Consider the following 21,858-nt stretch of genomic DNA (forward strand, 5'->3'; position numbering starts at 1 on the left):
GGCCCGGAGCGGCAGACGAGTCGGGCTGTACGCCGGGTTCTGTTCCGGGGGTCCTCGCGGGCCCTCCGGTGACGGCCATCCATCTAGGGCCGGCGTTGCCGCCGGCCTCGTGCGGTCTACCCGCGGACTCGGGCGGGCAGCCCTCGAACGTCCGCGCAGAGCACGTTTCACCGCGCTCCTTTTGACCTTGCTCCAGGTGGGGTTTACCTAGCTGCCCAGGTCACCCTGGGCACTGGTGGTCTCTTACACCACCGTTTCACCCTTACCGAGGACCGAGGTCCCCGGCGGTCTGCTTTCTGTGGCACTGTCCCGCGGGTCACCCCGGGTGGCCGTTAGCCACCACCCTGCCCTGTGGAGCCCGGACGTTCCTCGGGAAGTCCCGTAAGGGACCTCACGCGGCCGTCCGCCCGGCTCGTCTGCCGTACCGGACATGATACCGCCCGGCGTCGGTCCGCCTGTCCGGGTAAGGCCCGGTCCAGTGCCTCGACCGCGGCGTCCAGGCGGAGCCGGTGGTCCCCGGCGACCTCGTCGACCGGCGTCGCGGCCAGCGGCCGGCTCACCGAGGCGGCGCAGACCGTGCGGCACGCGGCGGCGGCCGGGCGCGGATCGCCGTCCTCCTCCGGGGCGCTCTCCGCGAACGCCGCGGCCACCCGACGGCACCCTCCTCGGCGACCACCTCCACGAGGCCGCGCCCTGCTGCTCGGCCTCGCCGACGCCCCGGACGTCCGGGCGTGCGCGGGACACGGCGACCGCGTCCGGGGCGTCGGCGCCCGCTGCCGCGCCCGCCCGGACCTCGCCGCACTCCTGGTCCGCCCGGACAACTTCGTGGCCCGGGCCGCCGACCCGGAAGCGGCCGCCCCCCGCCGCCGATCCCCTGCCCGCCGCCCTGGAACGCCGGCTCGGGACGCCGGACCGCCGCGCCTGAGCCGAGGCGGCCGGGCGCCGCGGGGGTGGTGCCCGCGCAGAGCGGGCCGACAAGGCCGGTGAGCGGGGTCAGTACCCTGGCGCGGAGTGCCGATGAAGGAGAGACCCCGTGCTTGTGCTGCTGCCCCCGTCCGAAGGCAAGGCCGCGCCCGGCCGTGGCGCCTCGCTGGAGCTGGAGTCGCTGTCGCTGCCGGGGCTGACCGCCGCTCGCGAGGTTGTGCTCGGTGAACTGGTCGAGCTGTGCCGGGGAGACGAGGACAAGGCCCGCGAGGTGCTCGGACTGAGCGAGGGGCTGCGCGGCGAGGTCGCCAAGAACGCGGGGCTGCGCACCGCCGGGACGCGGCCCGCCGGGGAGGTCTACACCGGCGTGCTCTACGACGCCCTCGGTCTCGCCTCCCTCGACGCGGCGGCCAAGCGGCGCGCCACCCGTTCCCTGCTCGTCTTCTCCGGGCTGTGGGGCGCGGTGCGGGTGAACGACCGCATCCCGTCCTACCGGTGCTCGATGGGCGTCAAGCTGCCGGGGCTCGGTGCGCTGGGCGCGTACTGGCGTACGCCGATGGCGTCCGTGCTGCCGGAGGCCGCCGGGGACGGGCTGGTGCTGGACCTGCGCTCCGCGGCGTACGCGGCGGCCTGGAAGCCGAAGGGCGAGGCGGCCGGGCGGACCGCGAGCGTGCGGGTGCTGCACGCGCCCACCCGCAAGGTGGTCAGCCACTTCAACAAGGCGACGAAGGGGCGGCTGGTGCGCAGCCTGCTCACCGAGGGGGTGGCGCCGAAGGGCCCCGCCGAGCTGGTGGAGGCGCTGCGCGACCTCGGGTACGTCGTGGAGGCGCGGCCGCCGAAGCGGGCGGGGCAGACGTGGACGCTGGACGTGCTGGTGACGGAGGTGCACTGAGGGGCGGCCAGGCCGCCGCCGGCCCGGCGGGCGCGAGCCGGATGGGCTTCGGCGGCGGCGGTCGCGGCATGCGCGGCGGCTTCCCCGCAGGCGGCGCCAACGGCCAGGGCCGGCAGAACGGCAACGGCTTCCCCGGCGGCGGGTTCCCGGGCGGTACCGGAGGGTTCCCCGGCGGCGGCATGCCCGGCCAGAACGGCCAGGGCCAGCAGAACGGCCAGAACGGCCAGAGCGGCCAGAACGGGCAGGGCCTGGCCGCTGAGGACCCACACACCGCAGCGTGTTGCACCCTGCGCAACGCGCTTTGCGCAGGGTGCGCCGCCTCGGGAAGATATGGCCATGCCGTCCACTCCCCTGCCTGACTCCACCCCCCTGCCCGCTTCCGCGCCGCCCGCCTCCGTACTGGACCTCGCCCCCGTCGTGCCGGTGGTCGTCCTCGACGACGTCGCCCTCGCCGTGCCGCTGGCGCGCGCGCTGGTGGCCGGCGGGCTGCCCGCGATCGAGGTGACCCTGCGCACGCCCGCCGCCCCGGAGGCCATCCGGGCGATCGCCGCCGAGGTGCCGGAGGCCGTGGTGGGCGCCGGTACGGTCCTCACTCCGGCGCAGGTGACGCGGTGCGTGTCCGCCGGAGCACGGTTCCTGGTCAGCCCCGGCTGGACGGACACCCTGCTGGCGGCCATGACGGAGTCCGGGGCGCCGTTCCTGCCGGGGGTCTCCACCGCCTCGGAGGTGGTGGCGCTGCTGGAGCGCGGGGTGCGGGAGATGAAGTTCTTCCCGGCGCAGGCGGCCGGCGGCACCGCCTATCTCAAGTCGCTCGCCGCGCCGCTGCCGCAGGCCCGCTTCTGCCCCACCGGGGGCATCGGCCCGGACACCGCGCCCGACTACCTCGCCCTGCCCAACGTCGGCTGCGTCGGCGGGAGTTGGATGGTCCCGGCGGATGCGCTCGCCGCCCGCGACTGGGCCCGGATCGAGCGGCTGGCACGCGAGGCCGCGGCCCTGCGCCGGGCCGGGCGCTGAGCCCCGCGCCGAGCGCGTACCGCCCCGGCCGCACGGCGGGCGGTACGCGCTCAGCGCAGGTGCGACGTGTCGTTGAACAGCCGTACGCTCGCGTTGCCGTCCGCGTAGTACGCCACCGCCGACAGCGAGGCCGCCGACAGCTCCATGCGGAACAGCGACTCCAGCGGGGCGCCGAGGGCCAGGCGGACCAGCATCTTGATCGGCGTGACGTGCGTGACCAGCAGGACCGTGCGGCCGGCGTACGCGGCGACCAGCTTGTCGCGGGTGGCGGCGATCCGGGTCGCGGTCGTCGCGAAGCTCTCGCCGCCCCCGGTCGGCCGGGCCTCCGGAGACGCGAGCCAGGCGTTCAGGTCGTCCGGGTGGCGCTCGCTCACCTCGGCGAAGGTGAGGCCCTCCCACGCACCGAAGTCCGTCTCGCGCAGCCCGTCCTCGACCGCCACGTCCAGCCCGAGACGGGCCGCGACGATCCCGGCGGTCTCGCGGGTGCGGGCGAGCGGGGAGGCTACGACGGCCTGGATCGTGCCGCGCCGGGCGAGCGCCGCGGCGACCCGCTCGGCCTGCTCGCGCCCGATGCCGGACAGCGACGGATCGCTGCCCCCGCTCCCGGAGAACCGCTTCTGCGGAGTCAACGGCGTCTCGCCGTGCCGCAGCAGTACGAGGGTGGCCGGCGCCCCGAGGTCGGCGGGCGCCCAGCCGGGCGTGGCCACGGCCCGCGCGGCCCGCGCGTCGGTGTCCGCCTTCGCCTCGGCGACCGCGTCCCCGGTGGCGTCGGGGACCGCGCTCCCGGCGTCCGCGTGCGCGGTGACGTCCGTGTCCTCTGCGGACGCGCCGAGGGCGGCCGCACCCGGGGCGGGCGTACCGGAGGCGGGCCCAGTCGAAGCGGGTGCGCGGGCACCGGCGGTGTCCCTCGCCCCCGCGTCCAGCGCCGCCGTGGACGCCGACGGCGACCACTGCTCGCCGCGCGCCCCCGCGTCCATCGCCTCGTTGGCGAGGCGGTCGGCGTGCTTGTTGCGTTCGCGCGGGATCCACTCGTAGGTGACCCGGTCGGGCGGGAAGACGCGGGCCGCCATCGTGGCGAGCGGCTTCAGGTCGGGGTGCTTGATCTTCCAGCGGCCCGACATCTGCTCGACCACGAGCTTGGAGTCCATCCGGACGTGGACGCGCGCCTCGGGGTCCAGCGCGTGCGCGGCGCGCAGGCCGGCCAGCAGGCCACGGTACTCGGCGACGTTGTTGGTGACCGTGCCGAGGTACTCTGCCGCCTCTGCCAGCGCCTCGCCCGACACCGGGTCGAGCACGACCGCGCCGTAGCCCGCGGGCCCCGGGTTGCCCCGGGACCCGCCGTCGGCCTCGACGACGAACTCCCGTACGCCCGGACCCGGGACGTCTGAACCCCGTACGCCCGAGCCCCGTACGTCTGAACCTGGTACGCCGGACGACCCCGTCACGCCCGTCCGCCCCCTACAGGCCGGACTCGGCGGTGCGCACCAGGATGCGGCGGCAGTTCTCGCAGCGCACCACCGTGTCGGGCGCGGCCGAGCGGATCTCGTTCAGCTCGGTGATGGCGAGTTCCTGGCGGCAGCCCTGGCAGGTGCGCTGGTACAGCTTGGCCGCGCCGATGCCGCCCTGCTGCTCGCGCAGTTTGTCGTACAGCTTGAGCAGGTCCGCCGGGACGGAGGCCGCGACGACCTCGCGCTCCTTGGTCACCGACGCCGCCTCACCGTCGATCTCCTGGAAGGCGGCGTCCCGGCGGGCGGCGGCGTCGTCGGTCCTGGCCTGCACGGAGGCCACCCGCTCGGTCAGCTCGGCGACCCGCTCCTGCGCGGACTCGCGGCGCTCCATGACCTCCAGGACGACGTCCTCCAGGTCGCCCTGGCGCTTGGCGAGCGAGGCGATCTCGTGCTGGAGGTTGGCGAGGTCCTTGGGGGAGCTGACCGCGCCGGAGTCCAGCCGCTTCTGGTCGCGGGCGGCGCGGCTGCGCACCTGGTCCACGTCCTGCTCGGCCTTGGTCTGCTCGCGGGCGCAGTCGCTCTCCTCGGTCTGCGCGGCGACGAGCAGGTCGCGCAGCTGGGTGAGGTCCTTGGTCAACGACTCGATCTCGGCGTGCTCGGGCAGCGACTTCCGCTTGTGCGCGAGCTGCTGGAGGCGGACGTCGAGGGCCTGGACGTCGAGGAGTCGGATCTGGTCGGCGGGCGCGGCGTTCAGTTGGGGGCTCCCATTAGTTGTCGGTGGTGGCGGTGGACGCCGCGTGGGCGGTCCAGGGGTCGGTGACCGTCTTGGAGACATGGACCCTGAGGTCCCATCCGTTCCGGTCGGAGATCTCGTCGAGCTGGCTGGCGGCCAGCTCGCACCAGGGCCACTCGGTGGCCCAGTGCGCCGCGTCGAGCAGCGCGAGGGGACTGTGGGCGCGGGCCTCGGAGGCCGGGTGGTGGCGCAGGTCCGCGGTGAGGAACGCGTCGACGCCCGCGGCCCGTACGGCGTCGAAGAGGCTGTCGCCGGAGCCGCCGCTGACGGCGACGCTGCGGACCGGCGCCTCCGGGTCGCCGGCCACCCGGATGCCCTGCGCGGTGGCGGGCAGCCGCTCGGCGGCGCGGGCGGCCAGCTCGCGGACGGTCAGCGGGTGGTCGAGTTCGCACACCCGGCCCAGGCCCCGGCGGCCTTCCGGGTCGGTCGGGTCGGGCACCAGGGGGCGTACGACCCTGAGGTCCAGCGCGCCGGCCAGCGCGTCGCTGACGCCCGGGTCGGCGGTGTCGGCGTTGGTGTGGGCGACGTGCAGGGCGATGTCGTGCTTGATCAGGGTGTGCACCACGCGGCCCTTGAAGGTGGAGGCCGCCACCGTCGTCGTGCCGCGCAGATACAGCGGGTGGTGGGTGACGAGCAGGTCGGCGCCCAGCTTCACCGCCTCGTCGACGGTCTCCTGGACCGGGTCGACGGCGAACAGGACCCGGGTGACCTCCTGGCCGGGGTCGCCCACGACGGTGCCGACCGCGTCCCAGGACTCGGCCCGCTCGGCGGGCCACAGGTTCTCCAGCGCGGCGATGACTTCAGACAGACGGGGCACGAGTGCAAGGCTACCTGGGTGTTCGCCCCGGCAGAACCGGCGCCGTCGGGGCGGTGGAGCCGGTACGGAGGCTGCGCGCGCGGCCGGCGGGGCGACCCGGCCGGGCCGGGGGCACCCGTGCGGCGCCGGTCCGGCCGGACCCGCTCACAGCCAGCACAAACGTTCCGCTTTTCTCAGGAGAATCGTTCCTGGAACACCCGTATGTGTGAAGCCTCCGCCCGCCGCGGCGCCGCCTGTGCGTACGAAAACTAGCGTCCTCACAGGAGGTGACCGAGCAATGACAGTCTGTGCCTCTCCGGGGGTCCCGGCCGCACGTGAACAGGAGGGCGCCCCACCGCCGCCGTCGGCCGACGGGGACGGCGGCCCGCCACCGGCCGGCTTCGCCATCACGGTGGACGGAGCCTACGCCGCCCGCCTCGCACGCGGCGGCGGTTCCTGGTACCCGGAGCGCTGGACGCTGGACGGCCCCGAGCCGTACGCGGTGCCGCTCCCCGGCGACCAGGGCGAGGAGCCCGGCACCGAGGTGCAGCCGATGGGCGACGGTCGGGTCCTGATCCGGCGGCTGGTGGCCGGCCGGAACACGTTCTCACTGCTCTACCCGACCGGCCCGGGCACCGGCGAGCTGCCGCTCGGCGCCGTGGAGTCCCCGGAGGGCACCCGGCTGCGGCTGCTGCCCCCGGCGCCCGGCGGCGAGCGGGCGTACGCGCTGGCCGTGGGCTCGCGCTCCTCGGCGGTGTGGCTGGTGGCGGGCGGCCCGTTCGGGCCCGAGCTGCTGGCGGAGGTGGAGGGCCACTGCTCGGGCGGGGTCTGGCTGGACCGGGCCGGCCGGCTGCTGGCTCTGGACCGGCGCACCACCGGACGCACCAAGACGGTCGTGGTGGACCTCGGCCGCGGGGGCGCGGTCTCGCCGCTGCTCCAGATCGCGCCGCACAGCGACGACCGGCTGCTGCTGGCCGACCTCGACAGCGGGCTGCTGCTGATCCGCTCGGACGCGCCCGCGCCCGGCCAGTACCGGCTCGGCTGGGGGGTGCTCGGCAGCACGCTGCCGGTGCGGTTCCCGCAGTGCCTGCGGCTGCCGGACTGCACGGTGACGCCGTTCGCGATCCAGCCCGGGCAGGTGCTGACGCCGGAGCAGTGCGCGGTGGCGCTGCGCTGCGAGGGCGCGTACGGCAGCTGGGTGGGCGTGTGGCGCCCCGCCGACCGCCGGGTACGGCACCTGCCCGCGCCCGAGGGCTGGCTGCCGGGCGCGGGCCTGTGGACCGGGGAGGGCGTGCTGCGGCTGCCGTACGCCACCCGGGCGGTGCCGTGCGGGGTGGCGCGGTGGCCCGCGCCGGGGCGGGAGACGGGGCACGAGACGCCGCGCGCGCTCGGGCGGGCGCAGGCTGCGCCGGGCGGCGCGCGGAGTGCTCCAGGAGCGCCGGGCACGCTGGAAGCGCCTCGTGCGCCGGGGGCACAGGGAACGCCGGGTGCGCGGGGGACCCGGTTGGCGCTGAGGGCGGGGGCGGCGGCCACGCCTGCCCCGGCCCCTGCCTCGCCGCTTGGCGGCGCCCCGGCGCCCGGTCGCGCCCCGGGGTCTGGTCCCGGCGCGGTACCGGGTCGCACCTCGGGAACTGCCCCGGCCCCTGCCTCGCCGCTTGGTGACGCCCGGGTGCCTGGTCGCGCCCCGGGGTCTGGTCCCGGCGCGGTACCGGGTCGCACCTCGGGGTCCGCCTCGGGAACTGCCCCGGGGCGCGGTCTCGCCTCGGTGCCTGGTCCGGTCTCGGCGACCGTTCAGGCTGCGGACTCCGTCTCGGCGCGTGCCGGGGTCACGGCCCCTGCCTCACCCTCTGGTCCGGGCCCGGCTACTGTTCCCGCCTCGGCGCCCGCCTCCGCCTCGGTGCCCGCTCACGGGACGGTGCCCGCCTCGATGCCTGGTCCGGACCCGGCGTCCGCTCCGGCCCCGGGGCCGACCCCGCACTCCGGGCCTGGCCCGGTCGTCGCCGGCGTCACCGCGCACGGTGCGGGGCGCGGTGGGGGGCTCGCGTCGGCGCTCAGCCTGCCCAACGGCTCGAACGGCGCGCTGCGGGGCGGTGCGCGGGGCGCCACCCTCGGGGCGGCCCAGGAGACGGCGCAGCCGGAAGCCGCGCCCGAGCCGCCCGGCGCGGCCGTCCTGCCCGGCCTGACTGACGGCCCCGGCGGGGCTAACGCGCCCGCCGTGGTGGACGCCCCCTCCTCCGCCGCCCCCGACACGTCCGAACCGCCGGAAGCGGAGGGTCCCGAACCGCCCGCCCCGCGCCCCGTCACCCTTCAACACGCCGCCCGCACAGGGCGGATGACCGGTCACATGACGGGACGTATGGCCGCAACGTAACGAAGTCGTGCCGGTTGGCGTGGCCGTCTGGATTCGCCCCGAGGTGTGCCGGTTAGACTCACCCGGCTGTACGAAAGATCATGTTGACGGGGTGAGTTCTTCGATGAGCGACGCCAGTACGACCCAGCCGCTGACCGCCGGCGCCCAGGAAGCCCAGGGCCACGGCAAGCACCGCGGACCGGTTTCCTCCCAGGACGGCGAGACGGCCCCCAGCGGCCGGCACCGCAAGCCGGCCGAGGAGCGGACCGAAGTGGCCGCCTGACGGCACTGCGCACACCGGACGGCCCCGCCTTCCACCCCTTGAGTTCCAGGGGTCCTCGCAACTCCCACAGATCGCGGGTGTTGCGAGGACCGTTAGAACCCAAGACCCGGAGGGCGGGGCCGTTCGGCGTCCCTGGGCCGACAGGGCGCCACCGGGACGCCGTTCACCGGGGCAGCCGTTCAGACGTGCTCGACCACCACGTCCGCCAGCACCGGTGCGTCGCCGCGCTCCACGGCGCTCACCGCCACCTGAACCGCACCCGCGCCCCGACCGGCGCCCGCACCCCCGCCCCGCCACATCCGCACCCGCAGCGTCTCGCCCGGGTACACCACCGACGCGAACCGCGCGCCGTAGGACCGCACCCGGCTCACCTCGCCGTCCAGCAGCGTGTCCACGACCGCCTTGAGCGTGATGCCGTAGGTGCACAGGCCGTGCAGGACGGGCCGGTCGAAGCCGGCGGCGCGGGCGAAGGCGGGGTCGGCGTGCAGCGGGTTGAGGTCGCCGGTGAGGCGGTACAGCAGGGCCTGGTCCTCGCGGACCGGCCGCTCCACCGTGCGGGCCGGCGGGCCGGCGGGCGGTGCGGACCGGACCGAGGGGCCGCGCTCGCCGCCCCAGCCGCCCGCCCCGCGGACGAAGACGCGCGCCTCCTCGCTCCACAGCGGGCCGTCGGCGTCGGCGGCCTCGGTGGCGAGGACGAGGAGGGCCGCCTCGCCCTTGTCGTACACGCCGGTGACACGGTCGGTCACGGTCGCCGTGCCGCGAACCGGCAGGGGCCGGTGCACGGTGAGGGTCTGGCCGCCGTGCAGGACGCGGGCGAGGTCCACCTCGACGCCCGGCGTCGACAGGACGCGGATCACTCCCGGCTCGCCGCCGCCCGCGACGGTCGCGAAGCTCGGCAGGACGTGGAGGGCTTTCTCCAGGGTGTAGCGCAGTTCGCGGGGGTCGGTGGCGGGAACGCCCGCGCCGATGCCGAGGTGGTAGAGCTGCACGTCCCCGGGCGTCCAGGAGATCTCGCGGGTGCGGGGTGCGGCCGCGCGGGCCGCGGCTTCGTCGATCGGCATGCCTCTGCTGGTCCTCCCGGTCTCTCCGGCCCGGTGCACCGGGACATTTGTCCCGCCCGAGTCCGTACAACAGCATCTGCCCGCGCCCGGCGCGGCTCCGTAGCGTCGTAGACATGACAGCAGACAGCGTCGCGGGCACACCGGCGGGCGGGACGACGGACCGGACCACGGACGGGGACCGGACCACGCGCGGAAACCGGCTGTTCGGCGGCCCGCCCGAGCCGGCGGTGCGCGCCGGGCCGGTCGGGATGCTCCTGGCGGTCGCCCACCGGCACGCGCCGACGGCGGGGACGGTGATCGTGCCGACGGCGTCGCTGCCGCGTTCCGTTCGTACGCTGTCCTGTCGTACCGCCGTGACGCGCGGAACATCTGATCGCGGGAACACCCGAGCGGAGGAGCACCGGCCGCCGGGACGTACGACCGCGGGACCATTCGATCGGGGGAACATGAAGGACACCGACATGTCATGGCGGCGAGGACTGCGATGCCGGATGCGGCACCTCAAGCTGGCCCGGGCGGCCTGGAAGGAGGACATGCGCCGCTTCAAGGACGAGCAGCGGGCGGCCCGCAGGGAGGGGCGCATGCCGGAGACCCCCGGTCCGCCGCCCACCGGCTTCTCCCTCGTGCCCTGGCTGCTGATGGGGCTGGGCTCCCTGTCCAACGTCCTCAAGGGCGAGACACCGAACCCGTGGATCGGCGCCGTGGGCCTGCTCGCCTTCAACTCGCTGTACGTCCACGTCGTCTTCCGCGCCTTCGACAGGAAGAAGCGCGAGGCCCGCTCCACGCGGGTGGCACTCGTGGTGATGGGCGTGCTCACCACCGCCCTCGCCCTCGGCTACGGCGGCAACTGGCTGCTGTTCTTCCCGCTGCTGGGTCTCGCGACCGGCGCGACCGTGCGCGGTCCCTCCCTGGGCCGGATCGGTCTGCTGCTGGCCGCCTTCGCCGGGGCGGTGTCGGGCTACCGCGACGGCTGGAACGGCATCAACATCGCCTACGCCACCTTCCTGTCCACCGCGGTGACCGCCGCGATCCTGAGCCTGAGCGAGGCCGTGCGGGAACTGCGCGCCGCCCGTGAGGAGCTGGCCCGGCGGGCGGTGGAGGAGGAGCGGCTGCGCTTCTCCCGCGACCTGCACGATCTGCTCGGGCACACGCTGTCGGTGATCGTGGTGAAGTCGGAGGCGGCCCGGCGGCTCGCGCCGCGCGACATGGACGCGGCGCTGTCGCAGATCACCGACATCGAGTCGGTGGGGCGGCAGGCGCTCACCGAGATCCGCGAGGCGGTCACCGGGTACCGCGAGGGCAGCCTGAGCACGGAGCTGGACCGGGCCCGCTCGGCGCTGACCGCCGCGGGCATCGAGCCGGTGGTGCGCCGCTCGGGTCCGCCGCTGACCCCGCAGACCGAGGCGCTGCTCGGCTGGGTGGTGCGCGAGACGGTGACCAACGCCGTACGGCACAGTGGCGCGGCCCGCTGCGAGATCACCGTGGCCGGTGCGGCCGAGCGGGTCCGGCTGACGGTGTCCGACGACGGACGCGGCACGGTGGCCGCGCCGGCGGCACCGGGCGTCGGCGGCACCGGCCTGAAGGGCCTGACCGAACGCCTCGCCACCGCGGGCGGCTCGCTGAGCGCCGGTCCGTCCGCCCGGGGCGGCTTCACGGTGACGGCCGAACTCCCGAGGGACCCGCAGGAACTGACGGCGGCGGCCCTGGCCACCACGGCCTCCGGCCCGGGCGTGCCGGCCACGGCGCTCCCTGCCGCTACGGCGACGCTCGCTCCCCCGCCCCGCGAGAGCTGACCGCCGGCTCCCCCGGGGCCACGGTCGTCCGCGGGCAGCCGCCCCGCAACCCGCCCGCTTTCACTACCCTTGGCCCGTGAACGAGACGTCCCGAGACCACCGTCCCGCCGAGCCCGTCCGCGTCCTCCTCGCCGAGGACCAGGGCATGATGCGGGGCGCGCTCGCGCTGCTGCTCGGCATGGAGGAGGACTTGGAGGTCGTCGCCCAGGTGTCGCGGGGCGACGCGATCGTGGACGCCGTCCTGGCGCACCGGCCGGACGTCGCGCTGCTGGACATCGAGCTGCCGGGGATGACCGGCCTGGACGCCGCCGCCGAGCTGCGCGAGCGGGCGCCGGCGTGCCGCGTGCTCATCCTGACCACGTTCGGCCGCCCCGGCTATCTGCGCCGGGCGATGGAGGCGGGCGCGGCCGGGTTCCTGGTCAAGGACGGTCCGGTGGAGGAGCTGGCGTCGGCGATCCGCAAGGTGCTGGCCGGGGAGACGGTGGTCGATCCGGCGCTCGCGGCAGCGGCCCTGAGCGCGGGGCCGAGCCCGCTCACCGCCCGCGAGTGCGATGTGCTGAACGCCTCGGCCGACGGCGCGACGGTCGCCGACATCGCCTCCCGGCTCCATCTGTCGGAGTCCACCGTCCGCAACTACCTCTCCGCCGCGATCGGCAAGACCGGCACCCGCAACCGCACGGAGGCCCTGCGGGAGGCCCGCCGGCGCGGGTGGCTGTGACCGGCCCTGGGGGAACCACAGGCCCGCACCCGAGCCGGACCGGGACCTCACCCGAGCCGGACCGAGGTCCCGCTCCAGCCACACCCGAGCCGGACCAAGGTCGCGCCCCGGCCACACCCGAGCCGAGCGGGGGCCTCCACCGGACCGCACTCGCCGGAACCGGACCAGAACCCCGGCCGCACCGCACCCGGACCGACCGAACCGAACCCCCGGCCGGACCGCACCCGAGCCGGCCGAACCGAACCCCCGGCCGGACCGCACCGGAGCCGGACCGCACCTGAGCCGAGTCGGGAGGCGGCGGACGGCTCACACCTGACGCACCGCGACCACCGCCGCCGGTTCGCCGTGTTCCCGGGCGTTCCGGCGGACCGGTTACGGAGTGCCGAGTTCCCCCTGATCGCGGACCGCGGGACTCCGCCCCGGCGCGCGCCCCGCGCCCGCGCCGTGCCCGTCCGCCGCCGGCCCGCCTCCGCTCGCCTCAGCCCGCCCCCTGACGCCCTGTCACTTCCTCTCGGAACGGTCAAGAATTCGTTAGTACGCCAAAGCATCGGAATAGTCGCCCAGGCGTACGAGGTTTCACCCGGCACTGGTCCCGGACGATCAGCGACGACCCGGACGATCAGCGACCCACTTCCCCGAACGCACCTTCGAAAACGGCCTGGAGGCCACCCTCAATGACGCTCACGACGACCAACCGGCCCTCGCGGAGCGCGAGCGGGGCCGTCGTCCCGGTGCTCGCGTTCGCGGGCATCGTTGTCGCGGTGATGCAGACCCTGCTCGTGCCGGTCATCAAGGACCTGCCGCAGCTCCTGGACACCTCTCCCAGCAACGCCACCTGGGTCCTGACCTCCACCCTCCTCTCGGGCGCCGTGGCCACGCCGATCATGGGCCGCCTCGGCGACCTCTACGGCAAGCGCCGCATGCTCATCCTCAGCCTCGCGGTCATGGTGGTCGGCGCCCTCGTCAGCGCGTTCACCAGCACGCTGCTGCCGATGATCGCGGGCCGCACCCTCCAGGGCTTCGCCATGGGCGCGATACCCCTCGGCATCGGCCTGATGCGCGACATGCTGCCGCGCGAGAAGCTCGGCTCCTCGATGGCCCTGATGAGCTCCTCGATCGGCGTCGGCGGCGGACTCGCGCTGCCCGCCGCGGCCCTGGTCGCCCAGCACACGAACTGGCACGCCCTCTTCTACGGCGCCGCCGGCCTCGGCGTCCTGTCCATCGTCCTCACCCTGCTGACCGTGCCCGAGTCGCCGATGCGCGCCGAGGGCTCCTTCGACCTGCTCGGCGCGCTCGGCCTGTCGGCCGGCCTGGTGCTGTTCCTGCTGCCGATCACCAAGGGCAGCGACTGGGGCTGGTCGTCTGCCACCACACTCGGCCTGTTCGCCGCCGCGGCCGCCGTGCTGCTGCTGTGGGGCCTGCTGGAGCTGCGCGTCGCCGCCCCGCTGGTGGACCTGCGCACCACCGCCCGCCGCGAGGTGCTGCTCACCAACCTCGCCTCGATCATGGTCGGCGTCGCCTTCTACGTCGTCTCCCTGGTCCTGCCCCAGCTGCTCCAGCTGCCCACCGCCACCGGCTACGGCCTCGGCCAGTCGATGGTCGTCGCGGGCCTGTGCGTGGCCCCGCTCGGCCTCACCATGATGTTCACCGCGCCGGTCTACGCCCGGCTGTCCGCCCGCTACGGCCCCAAGGTCACCCTGATCACCGGCCTGCTGATCATCGCGATCGGCTACGGCGGCGGTCTCGGCCTGATGAACGCCGCCTGGCAGACCGTGGTCACCTCCCTGATGCTCGGCGCCGGCATCGGCCTGGCCTACTCCTCGCTGCCCGCGCTGATCGTCGGCGCGGTCCCGGCCTCCGAGACCGGGGCGGCCAACGGCCTCAACACCCTGATGCGGTCCATCGGCACCTCGGTGTCCAGCGCCGTGATCGGCATGGTGCTGGCCAACACCGCCGACCATGTGAACGGGGTGGCGATCCCGACCATGCACGGCTTCCGCGTCTCCTTCCTGATCGCCACGGCCGCCGTCGCCGTGGGTCTGGTGCTGGCGCTGTGCCTGCCGAAGCCGAACCGCTCGACCGTCCCGCAGCTGCGCGCCAGCAGCGAGGAGGACGCCAACCTGGCCCGTGCCGAGGAGGTGCTGCGGGGCTTCCGCGGCCGGGTCCTGGACGCCCAGGGCGCCCCGGTCGCCCGCGCCAAGGTCACCCTGATCGACCACCGCGGCCGGCAGGCCGGCGCGACCCTGTCCGCCGAGGACGGCTCCTACGTCCTCGTGGTCCCGGCCCGGGGCCCGTACGTCCTGGCCGCCCGCGCCGCCGGGCACGGCCCGCTCGCCTCGTCCGCCAGCCACGCCGGCGACGACCGTCCGGTCGACCTGGACCTGTCCCTGCCGGGCGAGACCGTCACCGCGTGAGCGCGCGCTCCGCAGTCGGCCGCGCGCCGCGCGGGTCCGGCACCGCTGGTGCCGCGCGCCGCGCGAGCGGGCGCGCGGCCCGCTGAGACGCACACCACCGCACCCCCCGTCGCACGTCCGGCGGGGGGTGCGGCAGCATGGGCGGCCGGATTGGACGTACGACCGGAAGGACCCCGCATGACCGCGGCGCCCCAGCCCGAGATCCTCGCCGCGTTCGAGGCCGCGAAGGGCTTCATGCCCGTGGACGAGGGGCTGGCCCTGTACGCGGCGGCCGTCGGGGCCGGGCGGCTCGGGCTGCCGCTGCTGGAGGTCGGCACGTACTGCGGGCGGTCCACGATCCTGCTCGCCGACGCCGCACGGCGGGCCGGCGTCACCGCGCTCACCGTCGACCACCACCGCGGCAGCGAGGAGCAGCAGCCCGGCTGGGAGTACCACGACCCGCAGACCGTGGACCCGGAGATCGGCCTGATGGACACGCTGCCCGCCTTCCGGCGCACGCTGCACCGGGCGGGCCTGGAGGAGCACGTGGTGGCGCTCGTCGGCCGCTCGCCGCAGATCGCCGCGCTGTGGAACACCCCGCTCGCCCTGGTCTTCGTCGACGGCGGCCACACCGACGAGCACGCCGGCGCGGACTACGCCGGCTGGGCCCCGCACGTGGCGCCGGGCGGCCTGCTGGTCATCCACGACGTGTTCCCCGACCCCGAGGACGAGTTCACCGGTCAGGCCCCGTACCGCGTGTACCTGCGGGCCCTTCGGTCCGGCGAGTTCACCGAGGTCTCGGTCACGGGCTCGCTGCGCGTCCTGCGCCGCACGGCCCCCGCCGCCCCGACCGGCGGGTCCCCCGCACCCGAAGCCCGCACGCCCGCGCCCGCAGTCGAGGCGTCCGGGTCCGCGCCGGCAGGCGAGGCGCCCGCCGCGGGCCGCCGTTAGAGTCGCTGTCGTGTCGTACACAGGCCCCGACTTCGATCCTCCGCAGCCCGAGCACTCCGGCCGCCCCGGCCGCCCGCGCCGCTGGCCGGCCGTCGCCGGTGTCGCGCTGGTGTCCGGCGCGCTGCTGGGCTGGCTGGTGTACGAGGCGACGGCCTCCTCGGACGCGCCCTCGGGCGGGGCGGCCGTGGCGTCCGCGTCGAGCGGGTCGCCGTCCGCGTCCGGCGCGGGGAGGTCGCCGCACTCCGCCCGGTCCGCCGCCCCGTCCGCCTCGGCCTCCTCGCCCTCCGGGCCGGCCGGCGGTGACGGCAAGGGCGCGGGCTCGGACGGCCCCGCCGCCTCCGGGCCGCTCAAGGGCAAGGTCGTCGTCATCGACCCGGGCCACAACCCGGGCAACTTCCAGCACACCGCCGAGATCAACCGCCAGGTGGACATCGGCACCGACCGCAAGGAGTGCGACACCACCGGCACGTCCACCAACGCCGGTTACCCGGAGGCCCGGTTCACCCTGGACGTGGCGCACCGGCTGCGCGCCCTGCTCGAACAGCAGGGGGCGACGGTGAAGTTGACGCACGACAACGGCGCGCCGGCCTGGGGCCCGTGCGTGGACGAGCGCGCCCGGATCGGCAACGAGGCGCACGCGGACGCCGCGATCTCCGTCCACGCCGACGGCTCGGCGCCCGGCAACCGCGGCTTCCACGTGATCCTCCCGGCGGCCGTGCACTCCGGTTCCGCCGACACCCGCCCGATCGCCGCCGCGTCGAAGGAACTGGGCGCGATGATCGCGGGCAGCTTCGTCCGCGTCACGGACGAACCGCCCTCCAACTACCTGGGCGGCGGCACCGGTCTCGTCACGCGCGAGGATCTGGGTGGTCTCAATCTGTCAACGGTTCCCAAGGTCTTCATCGAGTGCGGCAACATGCGCGACGGCACGGACGCGGCCCGTCTCACCAGCGGTGACTGGCGGCAGAAGGCGGCGGAGGGGATCTCTGAGGGAATCGTGAGTTTCCTGCGCGCGTCGTGACCGCCGCGTCGATCTCTGCGGACAGCCCCGCCGTACGGGCGATAGTGTCGTTCCTACGATGAGGGGCCACCCCCACGCTTCGCACCAGGCCTGTTGGCGACATGGTGACAGCGACGCCTCTACCGACGACGAGACGACCTACGAAGGACCTGACGTGAATATCCGCTCCCTCACTCGGGGCGACGGCGTGGTGATCGGAGCAGCGGTGTTGCTGTTCATCGCGTCGTTCCTGGACTACTACTCCTACTCCATGTCCGGCTACTCCAGCAGCCAGAACGCGTGGGAGTCCCTCGGGACCGGCCTCGGCATCTACATGGGGGCCGTCATCGGCGCCGCGCTGATCGTCCTCAACCGCTGCCTGCCGCAGCCGCGCAAGGTGGCCGGTCTCGACCTCGGCACGATCGGCGTGGGCTTCACGATCCTCTCCGCGTGGATCTTCTTCTGGTCGCTGGTGGACGTCCCGGACGGCATCGACGCCGGCGCGGGCCTGATCCTCGGCTTCATCGCGGCGCTCGTGCTGGCCGCCGGCGCCGTCGCCACCCCGCTGGTCCCCGCCCTCCAGGCCGCCCTGGTCCCGGCCCCGCGCCCCGTCGCCCCGTCGCCCTACGGTGCGCAGCCGCCCGGCGGTTACGGCTACCCGGGCGCCCAGCAGCAGCCGTACGGGGCCGCACAGCCGGGCCAGCCCTACGGCGCCCCGCAGCCGCAGCAGGCGGCGACGGACGCGGCGGCCCCGCAGTCGCCGGCGCCCTTCTCGCCGTTCTGGTACGCGGTGCCCGCGCCGCGTCCGCTGTTCGGGGAGGACGGTGCGCCCACCCCGATCGCCGAACTGTCGCCGGGCGTCTGGTACCTGGCGGTGGAGCAGCGCGGCCAGGGCCTGCTGACCGAGATGCAGGACGGCCGCCGCGGTGTCCTCCAGGACGCCTCGGACATCCAGCGCGGCGCCTGATCGGGCTGCGCTTCCCGGCTCGACGGCCCAGCGGCCCCTCGCCCTTCGGGCGGGGGGCCGTCGCCGTGCGGCCGGCGGGCCGCGGCCTCAGGGGTTGGCGTTGGCGCCCTGCCTGAGGTCGCTGGTGGACGGCACCTTGTTCTTGACCGGCGCCCCGGCGGCGTTGCCCGCCTCCTTCACCTTGTTGAGGGTGTCGTTGAAGCTCTGGGCGGCCGAGCCGTCGCCCTTGCGGAGCTTGGCGGGCAGGTCCTTGAGCCCGGCGATGGCGCTGTTGAGCGGGGCGAGCGCCTTGGAGAGCGTCGGGTCGCCCTGCGCGTTGCGCACCGCCGCCTTGAGCCGGTTGTACGCGAACGCGCCGGCCAGGCCGGCCTTGACGAGCGTCACCCTGCGCCCGTGCGCGCCCTTCTTGAACTGGCCCTCCTTGTAAGGTTTCCAGATCCACTGGTAGGTCGCCCCGGCCGCGAGGCCCGCGTTGGCCACGAAGCGGGTCTTGGCGAACTTCTGCCGCTCCGCCGACGTGGTCGGACTGGGGGTCGCGGCCGCCACCGCGGCCACGGGGCCGGTGCGCTGCCCCCCGCTCTGGTTCGTGGCCCACGCGGCGGAGCCGGCGAGCAGGGCGCAGCACAGGGTGAGCGCCACGGCGAGGCGCCGTATCGGTACGACGGGCACGGTGTCCTCCGAATCGAGTCGCTTCGGGTTCTCCGCCGCTCCGTGTGAACCGTCCCATCTCACCCGAAACAGGACACCGCGTGTGCCGCGGGCGTCACCCCCCGTACGCGGTGCAGGTTTCAACCGGGCTCGCGGGGCAGTCGCAGAGCATGTCCCCTCGATATCGCACGGGTTCCAACTCCGCCGGTACGGTCATCGCGGTGGTAGCGGACGTGATGGCCGCCATCCTCGGTCTGTGGATACTGATGTATCTGCTGGACGCCAACCGGGCCAACGACCTGGTCCAGTGGGTCCACAGCGCGGCGAACTGGCTCGCCGGCTGGTCGCGTGACCTGTTCACCTTCGACCGCGCGTGGGCGCGGGTGGTCGCGGGCTACGGCCTGGCGGCCGTGGTGTACCTGTTCGTCGGCCACGCCCTCGCCAACCGCATGCACCGCCACTGACCGCACGACCGCTGCCCCCACGGCCGGTGGCCGCGCGGCAGCCGGCCGGGCGGCGCGGACGGCCCGCGGCTCACCGCCGCAGGGCGTCCCCGTCGCAGCAGTCCGGGTCCAGGCCGCGCGGCAGCCGGTCGCCTGCGAAGACCGTGCAGGTGGGCTCGTGCCCGCCGAGCGCGGCCACCGCGAGCAGCAGCGAACCGGCCGTCCACGTGGTCAGCTCGCGCGGCCATATCGCGTCGTCGGCGAAGACGTAGCCCGTCCAGTACAGGCCGGTCTCCGGATCCCGCAGGTGCTGGATGGACTTGAGCACGTCGAGCGCGCGGTCGGACTCGCCCACCGCCCACAGGGTCAGGGCGAGTTCGGCCGACTCGCCGCCGGTCACCCACGGGTTGGGCACCACGCAGCGCACCCCGCGACCGGGCACCACGAAGCGGTCCCAGCCGGCGTCGATGCGCGCCTTGGCGTCCGCGCCGGTCAGCGCCCCGCCGAGGACCGGGTAGTACCAGTCCATGGAGTAGCGGTCCTTGTCGAGGAACCGCTCGGGGTGCCGGCGGATCGCGTGCCGCAGCGCGCCGACCGCCAACTCCCAGTCCGGCTGCGGCTCTTCGCGCTGCTCGGCGATGGCGAGCGCGCAGCACAGCGCGTGGTGGACCGAGGACGAGCCGGTCAGCAGGGCGTCCGCCGTGGCGGCCCCGTCGTCCTCGCGCTTCCAGCCGATCTGCCCGCCGGGCTGCTGGAGGCGCAGCACGAACTCCACCGCCGCGTACACCACCGGCCACATGCGGTCCAGGAAGGTGTCGTCGCCGGTGGAGAGATAGTGGTGCCAGACGCCCACGGCGACGTAGGCGACGAAGTTCGTCTCCCGGCCGCGGTCGGCGACGTCGTCGTGCGCGCCGTCGGTGTAGGCGGCGTACCAGGAGCCGTCCGGCAGTTGGTGCCGGGCCAGCCAGGCGTACGCCCGCTCGGCGGCCTCGTGCTCGCCAGCGGCGTCCAGGGCCATCGCGGCCTCGACGTGGTCCCACGGGTCGAGGTGGTGGCCGCGGAACCACGGGATCGCCCCGTCCTCCCGCTGGACGGCGAGGATGCCGCGCACGGTGGCGGCGGCCTGCTCCGCGGTGAGGACCCCGGGCAGGACGAGGTGTTCTGTCCGGGGCGTGGTCACCGCGCGGCCGCCCGGGGCAGGTGGGGCTTGGTCGCGTAGGCCACGAAGCTCTTGCCGATCAGCGGGTTGAGCGCCTGCTCGGCGACCCGGGTGGCCAGCGGCTTCTTCATGATGTCCCAGACCAGCAGCTTGTGGTAAGCGCGCACCGGCAGCGCCTTGTCGTTGTCGACGCCGAAGGCGCACTTGAGCCACCAGTAGGGCGAGTGCAGCGCGTGCGCGTGGTGCGTGCCGTACGGCTTCAGGCCGGCCTCGCGGATCTTGGCGAGGAGTTCGTCGGCCCTGTAGATGCGGATGTGGCCGCCCTCGACCTCGTGGTAGGCGTCGGAGAGGGTCCAGCAGACCTTCTCGGGGCCGTAGCGCGGGACGGTGACGGCGATACGTCCGCCGGGCTTGAGGACACGCACCATCTCGGCGAGGACGCCCTTGTCGTCGCGGATGTGCTCCATCACCTCGGAGATGATGACGACGTCGAAGGACTCGTCGGGGAACGGCAGCGCGAGGGCGTCGCCCTCCATGGCGGTGGCGGTGGCCCCGGCGGGCGCCTCCCCGGCCTCCTTCATCGCGGCGAACCACTTGGCGACCTCGCGGATCTCCTCGCCGTTCTGGTCCAGCGCCACGACCTGCGCGCCGCGCCGGTAGCACTCGAACGCGTGCCGGCCGGCGCCGCAGCCGAGGTCCAGGACGCGGTCGCCCGGGGCGAGCGGGAACCGGGAGAAGTCGACGGTCAGCACGTGGCCCTGCTTTCGGTGTGCTCGGAGTGGTCGCCTGTGGTCGTCACGGCCGCCCCGGGGCGGCCGGTGGTCGGGGGTACGGGGCGGAGGGGGCCGGCCGGGGCGGAGATCGCCTCCCGGTAGCGGGCGACGGTGCCCTCGGCGGCCCGCGCCCAGGTGAAGTGCGCGAGGACCCGCTCACGGCCGGCCGCGCCGAGGCGCGTCCGCAGCTCGGGGTCGCCGAGCAGCCGGGTCAGCGCGGCGGCCAGCGCGCCGGACTCGCCCGGCGGCACCGCGAGGCAGGTCTCGCCGTCGCGTCCGGCGACCTCCGGGATGGCGCCGCCGGTGGTGGCGACCAGCGGCGTGCCGGTGGCCATCGCCTCGGCGGCCGGCAGCGAGAAGCCCTCGTACAGCGACGGCACGCAGGCCGCCTCGGCGGAGCGGACCAGGTCGACCAGCTCGGCGTCGGAGATGCCCTTGACGAACTCGACGGCGCCCTCCAGGCCGTACCGCTCGATCGCCTTGGCGACGGGGCCGCCCTCGGGCCGCTTGCCGACGACGACGAGGTGCGCGGCGGGGTGTTCGGCGCGCACCTTGGCCAGCGCCTCGACCAGGAAGACCAGGCCCTTGAGCGGCACGTCGGCGCTGGAGGTGGTGACGATCCGGCCGGGCACCCGCGCCACCGACGGGTCGGGCGAGAACAGGTCGGTGTCGGCGCCGATGTGGACGACGTGGATGCGGTCCGGGCGCACCCCGAGGTGCTCGACGATCTCCTGGCGGGAGGTGCCGGAGACGGTGAGCACGGACGGCAGCCGGCGCGCGACCCGCTTCTGCATGCGGGTGAAGGCGTACCAGCGGCGCACCGACCACTGGCGCTGCCGGGTCTTCGCCGCCTCCAGCTCCAGCCGTCGGTCCACGGTGATGGGGTGGTGGATGGTGGTGACCAGGGGCGCGCCGACGTCCCCGAGGAGGCCGTAGCCGAGGGTCTGGTTGTCGTGGACGACGTCGAACTCGCCGCGGCGCTCGCGCAGATGGCGGCGGGCGCGCAGCGAGAAGGTCAGCGGCTCGGGGAAGCCGCCGGTCCACATGGTGGCGACCTCCAGCGCGTCGATCCAGTCGCGGTACTCGTCGCGCTTCGGGGTGCGGAAGGGGTCCGGCTGGCGGTAGAGGTCGAGGCTCGGCAGCTCGGTGAGGCTCAGCCGGGCGGCGGCGGGGCCGTCGAGGGCGTCGAGCACGGGGTAGGGCTGGGAGCCGATCACCTCCACCCGGTGGCCGAGGCGGGCCAGTTCGCGGGAGAGGTGACGGACGTAGACGCCCTGGCCGCCGCAGAACGGGTTGCCCTTGTAGGTGAGGAGCGCGATCCTGAGCGGTCGCTCGCCGTCGGCTGCGAGGCCCGTCGGGGACCCCGCCTGACTGGCCTCAGCGGACACTCTGGGCCCCCTTCTGACTGCGCTGTCCCGCGAGATTACGCCGGGTCGTCGATCTAGAACAAGT

The 21,858-nt window shown here is 74.9% G+C and carries 20 protein-coding genes and 1 other RNA gene; 12 read left to right on the forward strand and 9 right to left on the reverse strand.

Annotated features, from left to right (window positions below; all coding sequences use genetic code 11):
* Positions 1-12: 12 nt before the first annotated feature.
* Positions 13-415, reverse strand: an RNA gene (rnpB, locus tag AB0N63_RS06565) — RNase P RNA component class A.
* 161 nt (positions 416-576) lie between these two features.
* Here rnpB and AB0N63_RS06570 point away from each other — a divergent pair.
* From AB0N63_RS06570 to eda, 3 genes are all read left to right on the forward strand, one after another.
* Positions 577-987: a hypothetical protein gene (locus tag AB0N63_RS06570; RefSeq protein WP_365525005.1), complete on the forward strand. Its 411-nt coding sequence runs from the start codon at positions 577-579 to the stop codon at positions 985-987.
* A 46-nt stretch (positions 988-1,033) separates the two neighbouring features.
* Positions 1,034-1,816, forward strand: coding sequence for a peroxide stress protein YaaA (gene yaaA, locus AB0N63_RS06575; protein WP_365525008.1), 783 nt, complete (start codon positions 1,034-1,036; stop codon positions 1,814-1,816).
* A 336-nt stretch (positions 1,817-2,152) separates the two neighbouring features.
* On the forward strand, positions 2,153-2,830 hold the full coding sequence (gene eda / locus AB0N63_RS06580) for a bifunctional 4-hydroxy-2-oxoglutarate aldolase/2-dehydro-3-deoxy-phosphogluconate aldolase (protein WP_365525010.1): 678 nt from the start codon (positions 2,153-2,155) through the stop codon (positions 2,828-2,830).
* Between the two features lie 50 nt (positions 2,831-2,880).
* Here eda and AB0N63_RS06585 read toward each other — a convergent pair whose 3' ends face one another.
* From AB0N63_RS06585 to AB0N63_RS06595, 3 genes are read right to left on the reverse strand one after another with little or no spacing between them, the layout of a single operon-like run.
* Positions 2,881-4,275 carry a bifunctional RNase H/acid phosphatase gene (locus tag AB0N63_RS06585; protein ID WP_365525013.1) on the reverse strand — a complete coding sequence of 465 codons (1,395 nt, stop codon included), beginning with the start codon at positions 4,273-4,275 and terminating at the stop codon, positions 2,881-2,883.
* A gap of 13 nt (positions 4,276-4,288) precedes the next feature.
* Complete coding sequence (locus tag AB0N63_RS06590) at positions 4,289-5,032, reverse strand: C4-type zinc ribbon domain-containing protein (protein ID WP_365525648.1); 744 nt, start codon at positions 5,030-5,032, stop codon at positions 4,289-4,291.
* A 13-nt stretch (positions 5,033-5,045) separates the two neighbouring features.
* Positions 5,046-5,888, reverse strand: a complete 843-nt coding sequence (locus tag AB0N63_RS06595; RefSeq protein WP_365525016.1) for a Nif3-like dinuclear metal center hexameric protein — start codon at positions 5,886-5,888, stop codon at positions 5,046-5,048.
* A gap of 277 nt (positions 5,889-6,165) precedes the next feature.
* Between AB0N63_RS06595 and AB0N63_RS06600 the strand changes: the two genes are divergently transcribed.
* Together AB0N63_RS06600 and AB0N63_RS06605 are read left to right on the forward strand one after the other, a co-directional pair.
* On the forward strand, positions 6,166-8,238 hold the full coding sequence (locus AB0N63_RS06600) for a hypothetical protein (RefSeq protein WP_365525019.1): 2,073 nt from the start codon (positions 6,166-6,168) through the stop codon (positions 8,236-8,238).
* Positions 8,239-8,341: 103 nt separating this feature from the next.
* Entirely contained in the window at positions 8,342-8,500 is a 159-nt protein-coding gene (locus AB0N63_RS06605) for a hypothetical protein (RefSeq protein ID WP_019982131.1), read from the forward strand.
* A gap of 179 nt (positions 8,501-8,679) precedes the next feature.
* Here the strand turns inward: AB0N63_RS06605 and AB0N63_RS06610 are convergent, their stop codons facing one another.
* Entirely contained in the window at positions 8,680-9,561 is an 882-nt protein-coding gene (locus AB0N63_RS06610) for a MaoC/PaaZ C-terminal domain-containing protein (RefSeq protein ID WP_365525022.1), read from the reverse strand.
* Positions 9,562-10,022: 461 nt separating this feature from the next.
* On the opposite strand from AB0N63_RS06610, the gene AB0N63_RS06615 reads away from it, so the two are divergent.
* The 6 genes from AB0N63_RS06615 to AB0N63_RS06640 all read left to right on the forward strand — a co-directional run bounded on the left by AB0N63_RS06615 (position 10,023) and on the right by AB0N63_RS06640 (position 17,383).
* Complete coding sequence (locus tag AB0N63_RS06615; protein ID WP_365525025.1) at positions 10,023-11,354, forward strand: sensor histidine kinase; 1,332 nt, start codon at positions 10,023-10,025, stop codon at positions 11,352-11,354.
* A 76-nt stretch (positions 11,355-11,430) separates the two neighbouring features.
* Entirely contained in the window at positions 11,431-12,072 is a 642-nt protein-coding gene (locus tag AB0N63_RS06620) for a response regulator transcription factor (RefSeq protein WP_365525027.1), read from the forward strand.
* 674 nt (positions 12,073-12,746) lie between these two features.
* Entirely contained in the window at positions 12,747-14,486 is a 1,740-nt protein-coding gene (locus tag AB0N63_RS06625) for an MFS transporter (RefSeq protein ID WP_365525030.1), read from the forward strand.
* A 177-nt stretch (positions 14,487-14,663) separates the two neighbouring features.
* The gene (locus AB0N63_RS06630; protein ID WP_365525033.1) at positions 14,664-15,416 is read left to right on the forward strand and encodes a class I SAM-dependent methyltransferase; all 753 of its coding nucleotides are present in this window, start codon (positions 14,664-14,666) and stop codon (positions 15,414-15,416) included.
* Positions 15,417-15,426: 10 nt separating this feature from the next.
* Positions 15,427-16,437 (forward strand): N-acetylmuramoyl-L-alanine amidase, encoded by a 1,011-nt coding sequence (locus tag AB0N63_RS06635; RefSeq protein ID WP_365525036.1) that lies wholly within the window; start codon positions 15,427-15,429, stop codon positions 16,435-16,437.
* A gap of 154 nt (positions 16,438-16,591) precedes the next feature.
* A complete protein-coding gene (locus AB0N63_RS06640; RefSeq protein ID WP_365525039.1) occupies positions 16,592-17,383 on the forward strand; it encodes a hypothetical protein in 792 nt (263 codons plus the stop codon).
* Positions 17,384-17,470: 87 nt separating this feature from the next.
* On the opposite strand, the gene AB0N63_RS06645 is transcribed toward AB0N63_RS06640, so the two are convergent.
* Positions 17,471-18,052: a hypothetical protein gene (locus AB0N63_RS06645; RefSeq protein ID WP_365525041.1), complete on the reverse strand. Its 582-nt coding sequence runs from the start codon at positions 18,050-18,052 to the stop codon at positions 17,471-17,473.
* 149 nt (positions 18,053-18,201) lie between these two features.
* Between AB0N63_RS06645 and AB0N63_RS06650 the strand changes: the two genes are divergently transcribed.
* Positions 18,202-18,495, forward strand: a complete 294-nt coding sequence (locus AB0N63_RS06650) for a hypothetical protein (protein WP_365525044.1) — start codon at positions 18,202-18,204, stop codon at positions 18,493-18,495.
* Positions 18,496-18,565: 70 nt separating this feature from the next.
* Here the strand turns inward: AB0N63_RS06650 and AB0N63_RS06655 are convergent, their stop codons facing one another.
* The 3 genes from AB0N63_RS06655 to AB0N63_RS06665 are packed head-to-tail and all read right to left on the reverse strand — an operon-like array spanning position 18,566 to position 21,794.
* Positions 18,566-19,654 carry a prenyltransferase/squalene oxidase repeat-containing protein gene (locus AB0N63_RS06655; RefSeq protein WP_365525047.1) on the reverse strand — a complete coding sequence of 363 codons (1,089 nt, stop codon included), beginning with the start codon at positions 19,652-19,654 and terminating at the stop codon, positions 18,566-18,568.
* Positions 19,651-20,385: a class I SAM-dependent methyltransferase gene (locus tag AB0N63_RS06660; RefSeq protein WP_365525050.1), complete on the reverse strand. Its 735-nt coding sequence runs from the start codon at positions 20,383-20,385 to the stop codon at positions 19,651-19,653. Before AB0N63_RS06660 ends, AB0N63_RS06655 begins: the two co-directional genes overlap by 4 nt.
* Positions 20,379-21,794: a glycosyltransferase family 4 protein gene (locus tag AB0N63_RS06665; RefSeq protein WP_365525053.1), complete on the reverse strand. Its 1,416-nt coding sequence runs from the start codon at positions 21,792-21,794 to the stop codon at positions 20,379-20,381. Before AB0N63_RS06665 ends, AB0N63_RS06660 begins: the two co-directional genes overlap by 7 nt.
* Positions 21,795-21,858 lie beyond the last annotated feature (64 nt).

The sequence above is a fragment of the Streptomyces sp. NPDC093260 genome (genome assembly GCF_040683715.1).
Taxonomy (GTDB): domain Bacteria; phylum Actinomycetota; class Actinomycetes; order Streptomycetales; family Streptomycetaceae; genus Streptomyces; species Streptomyces sennicomposti.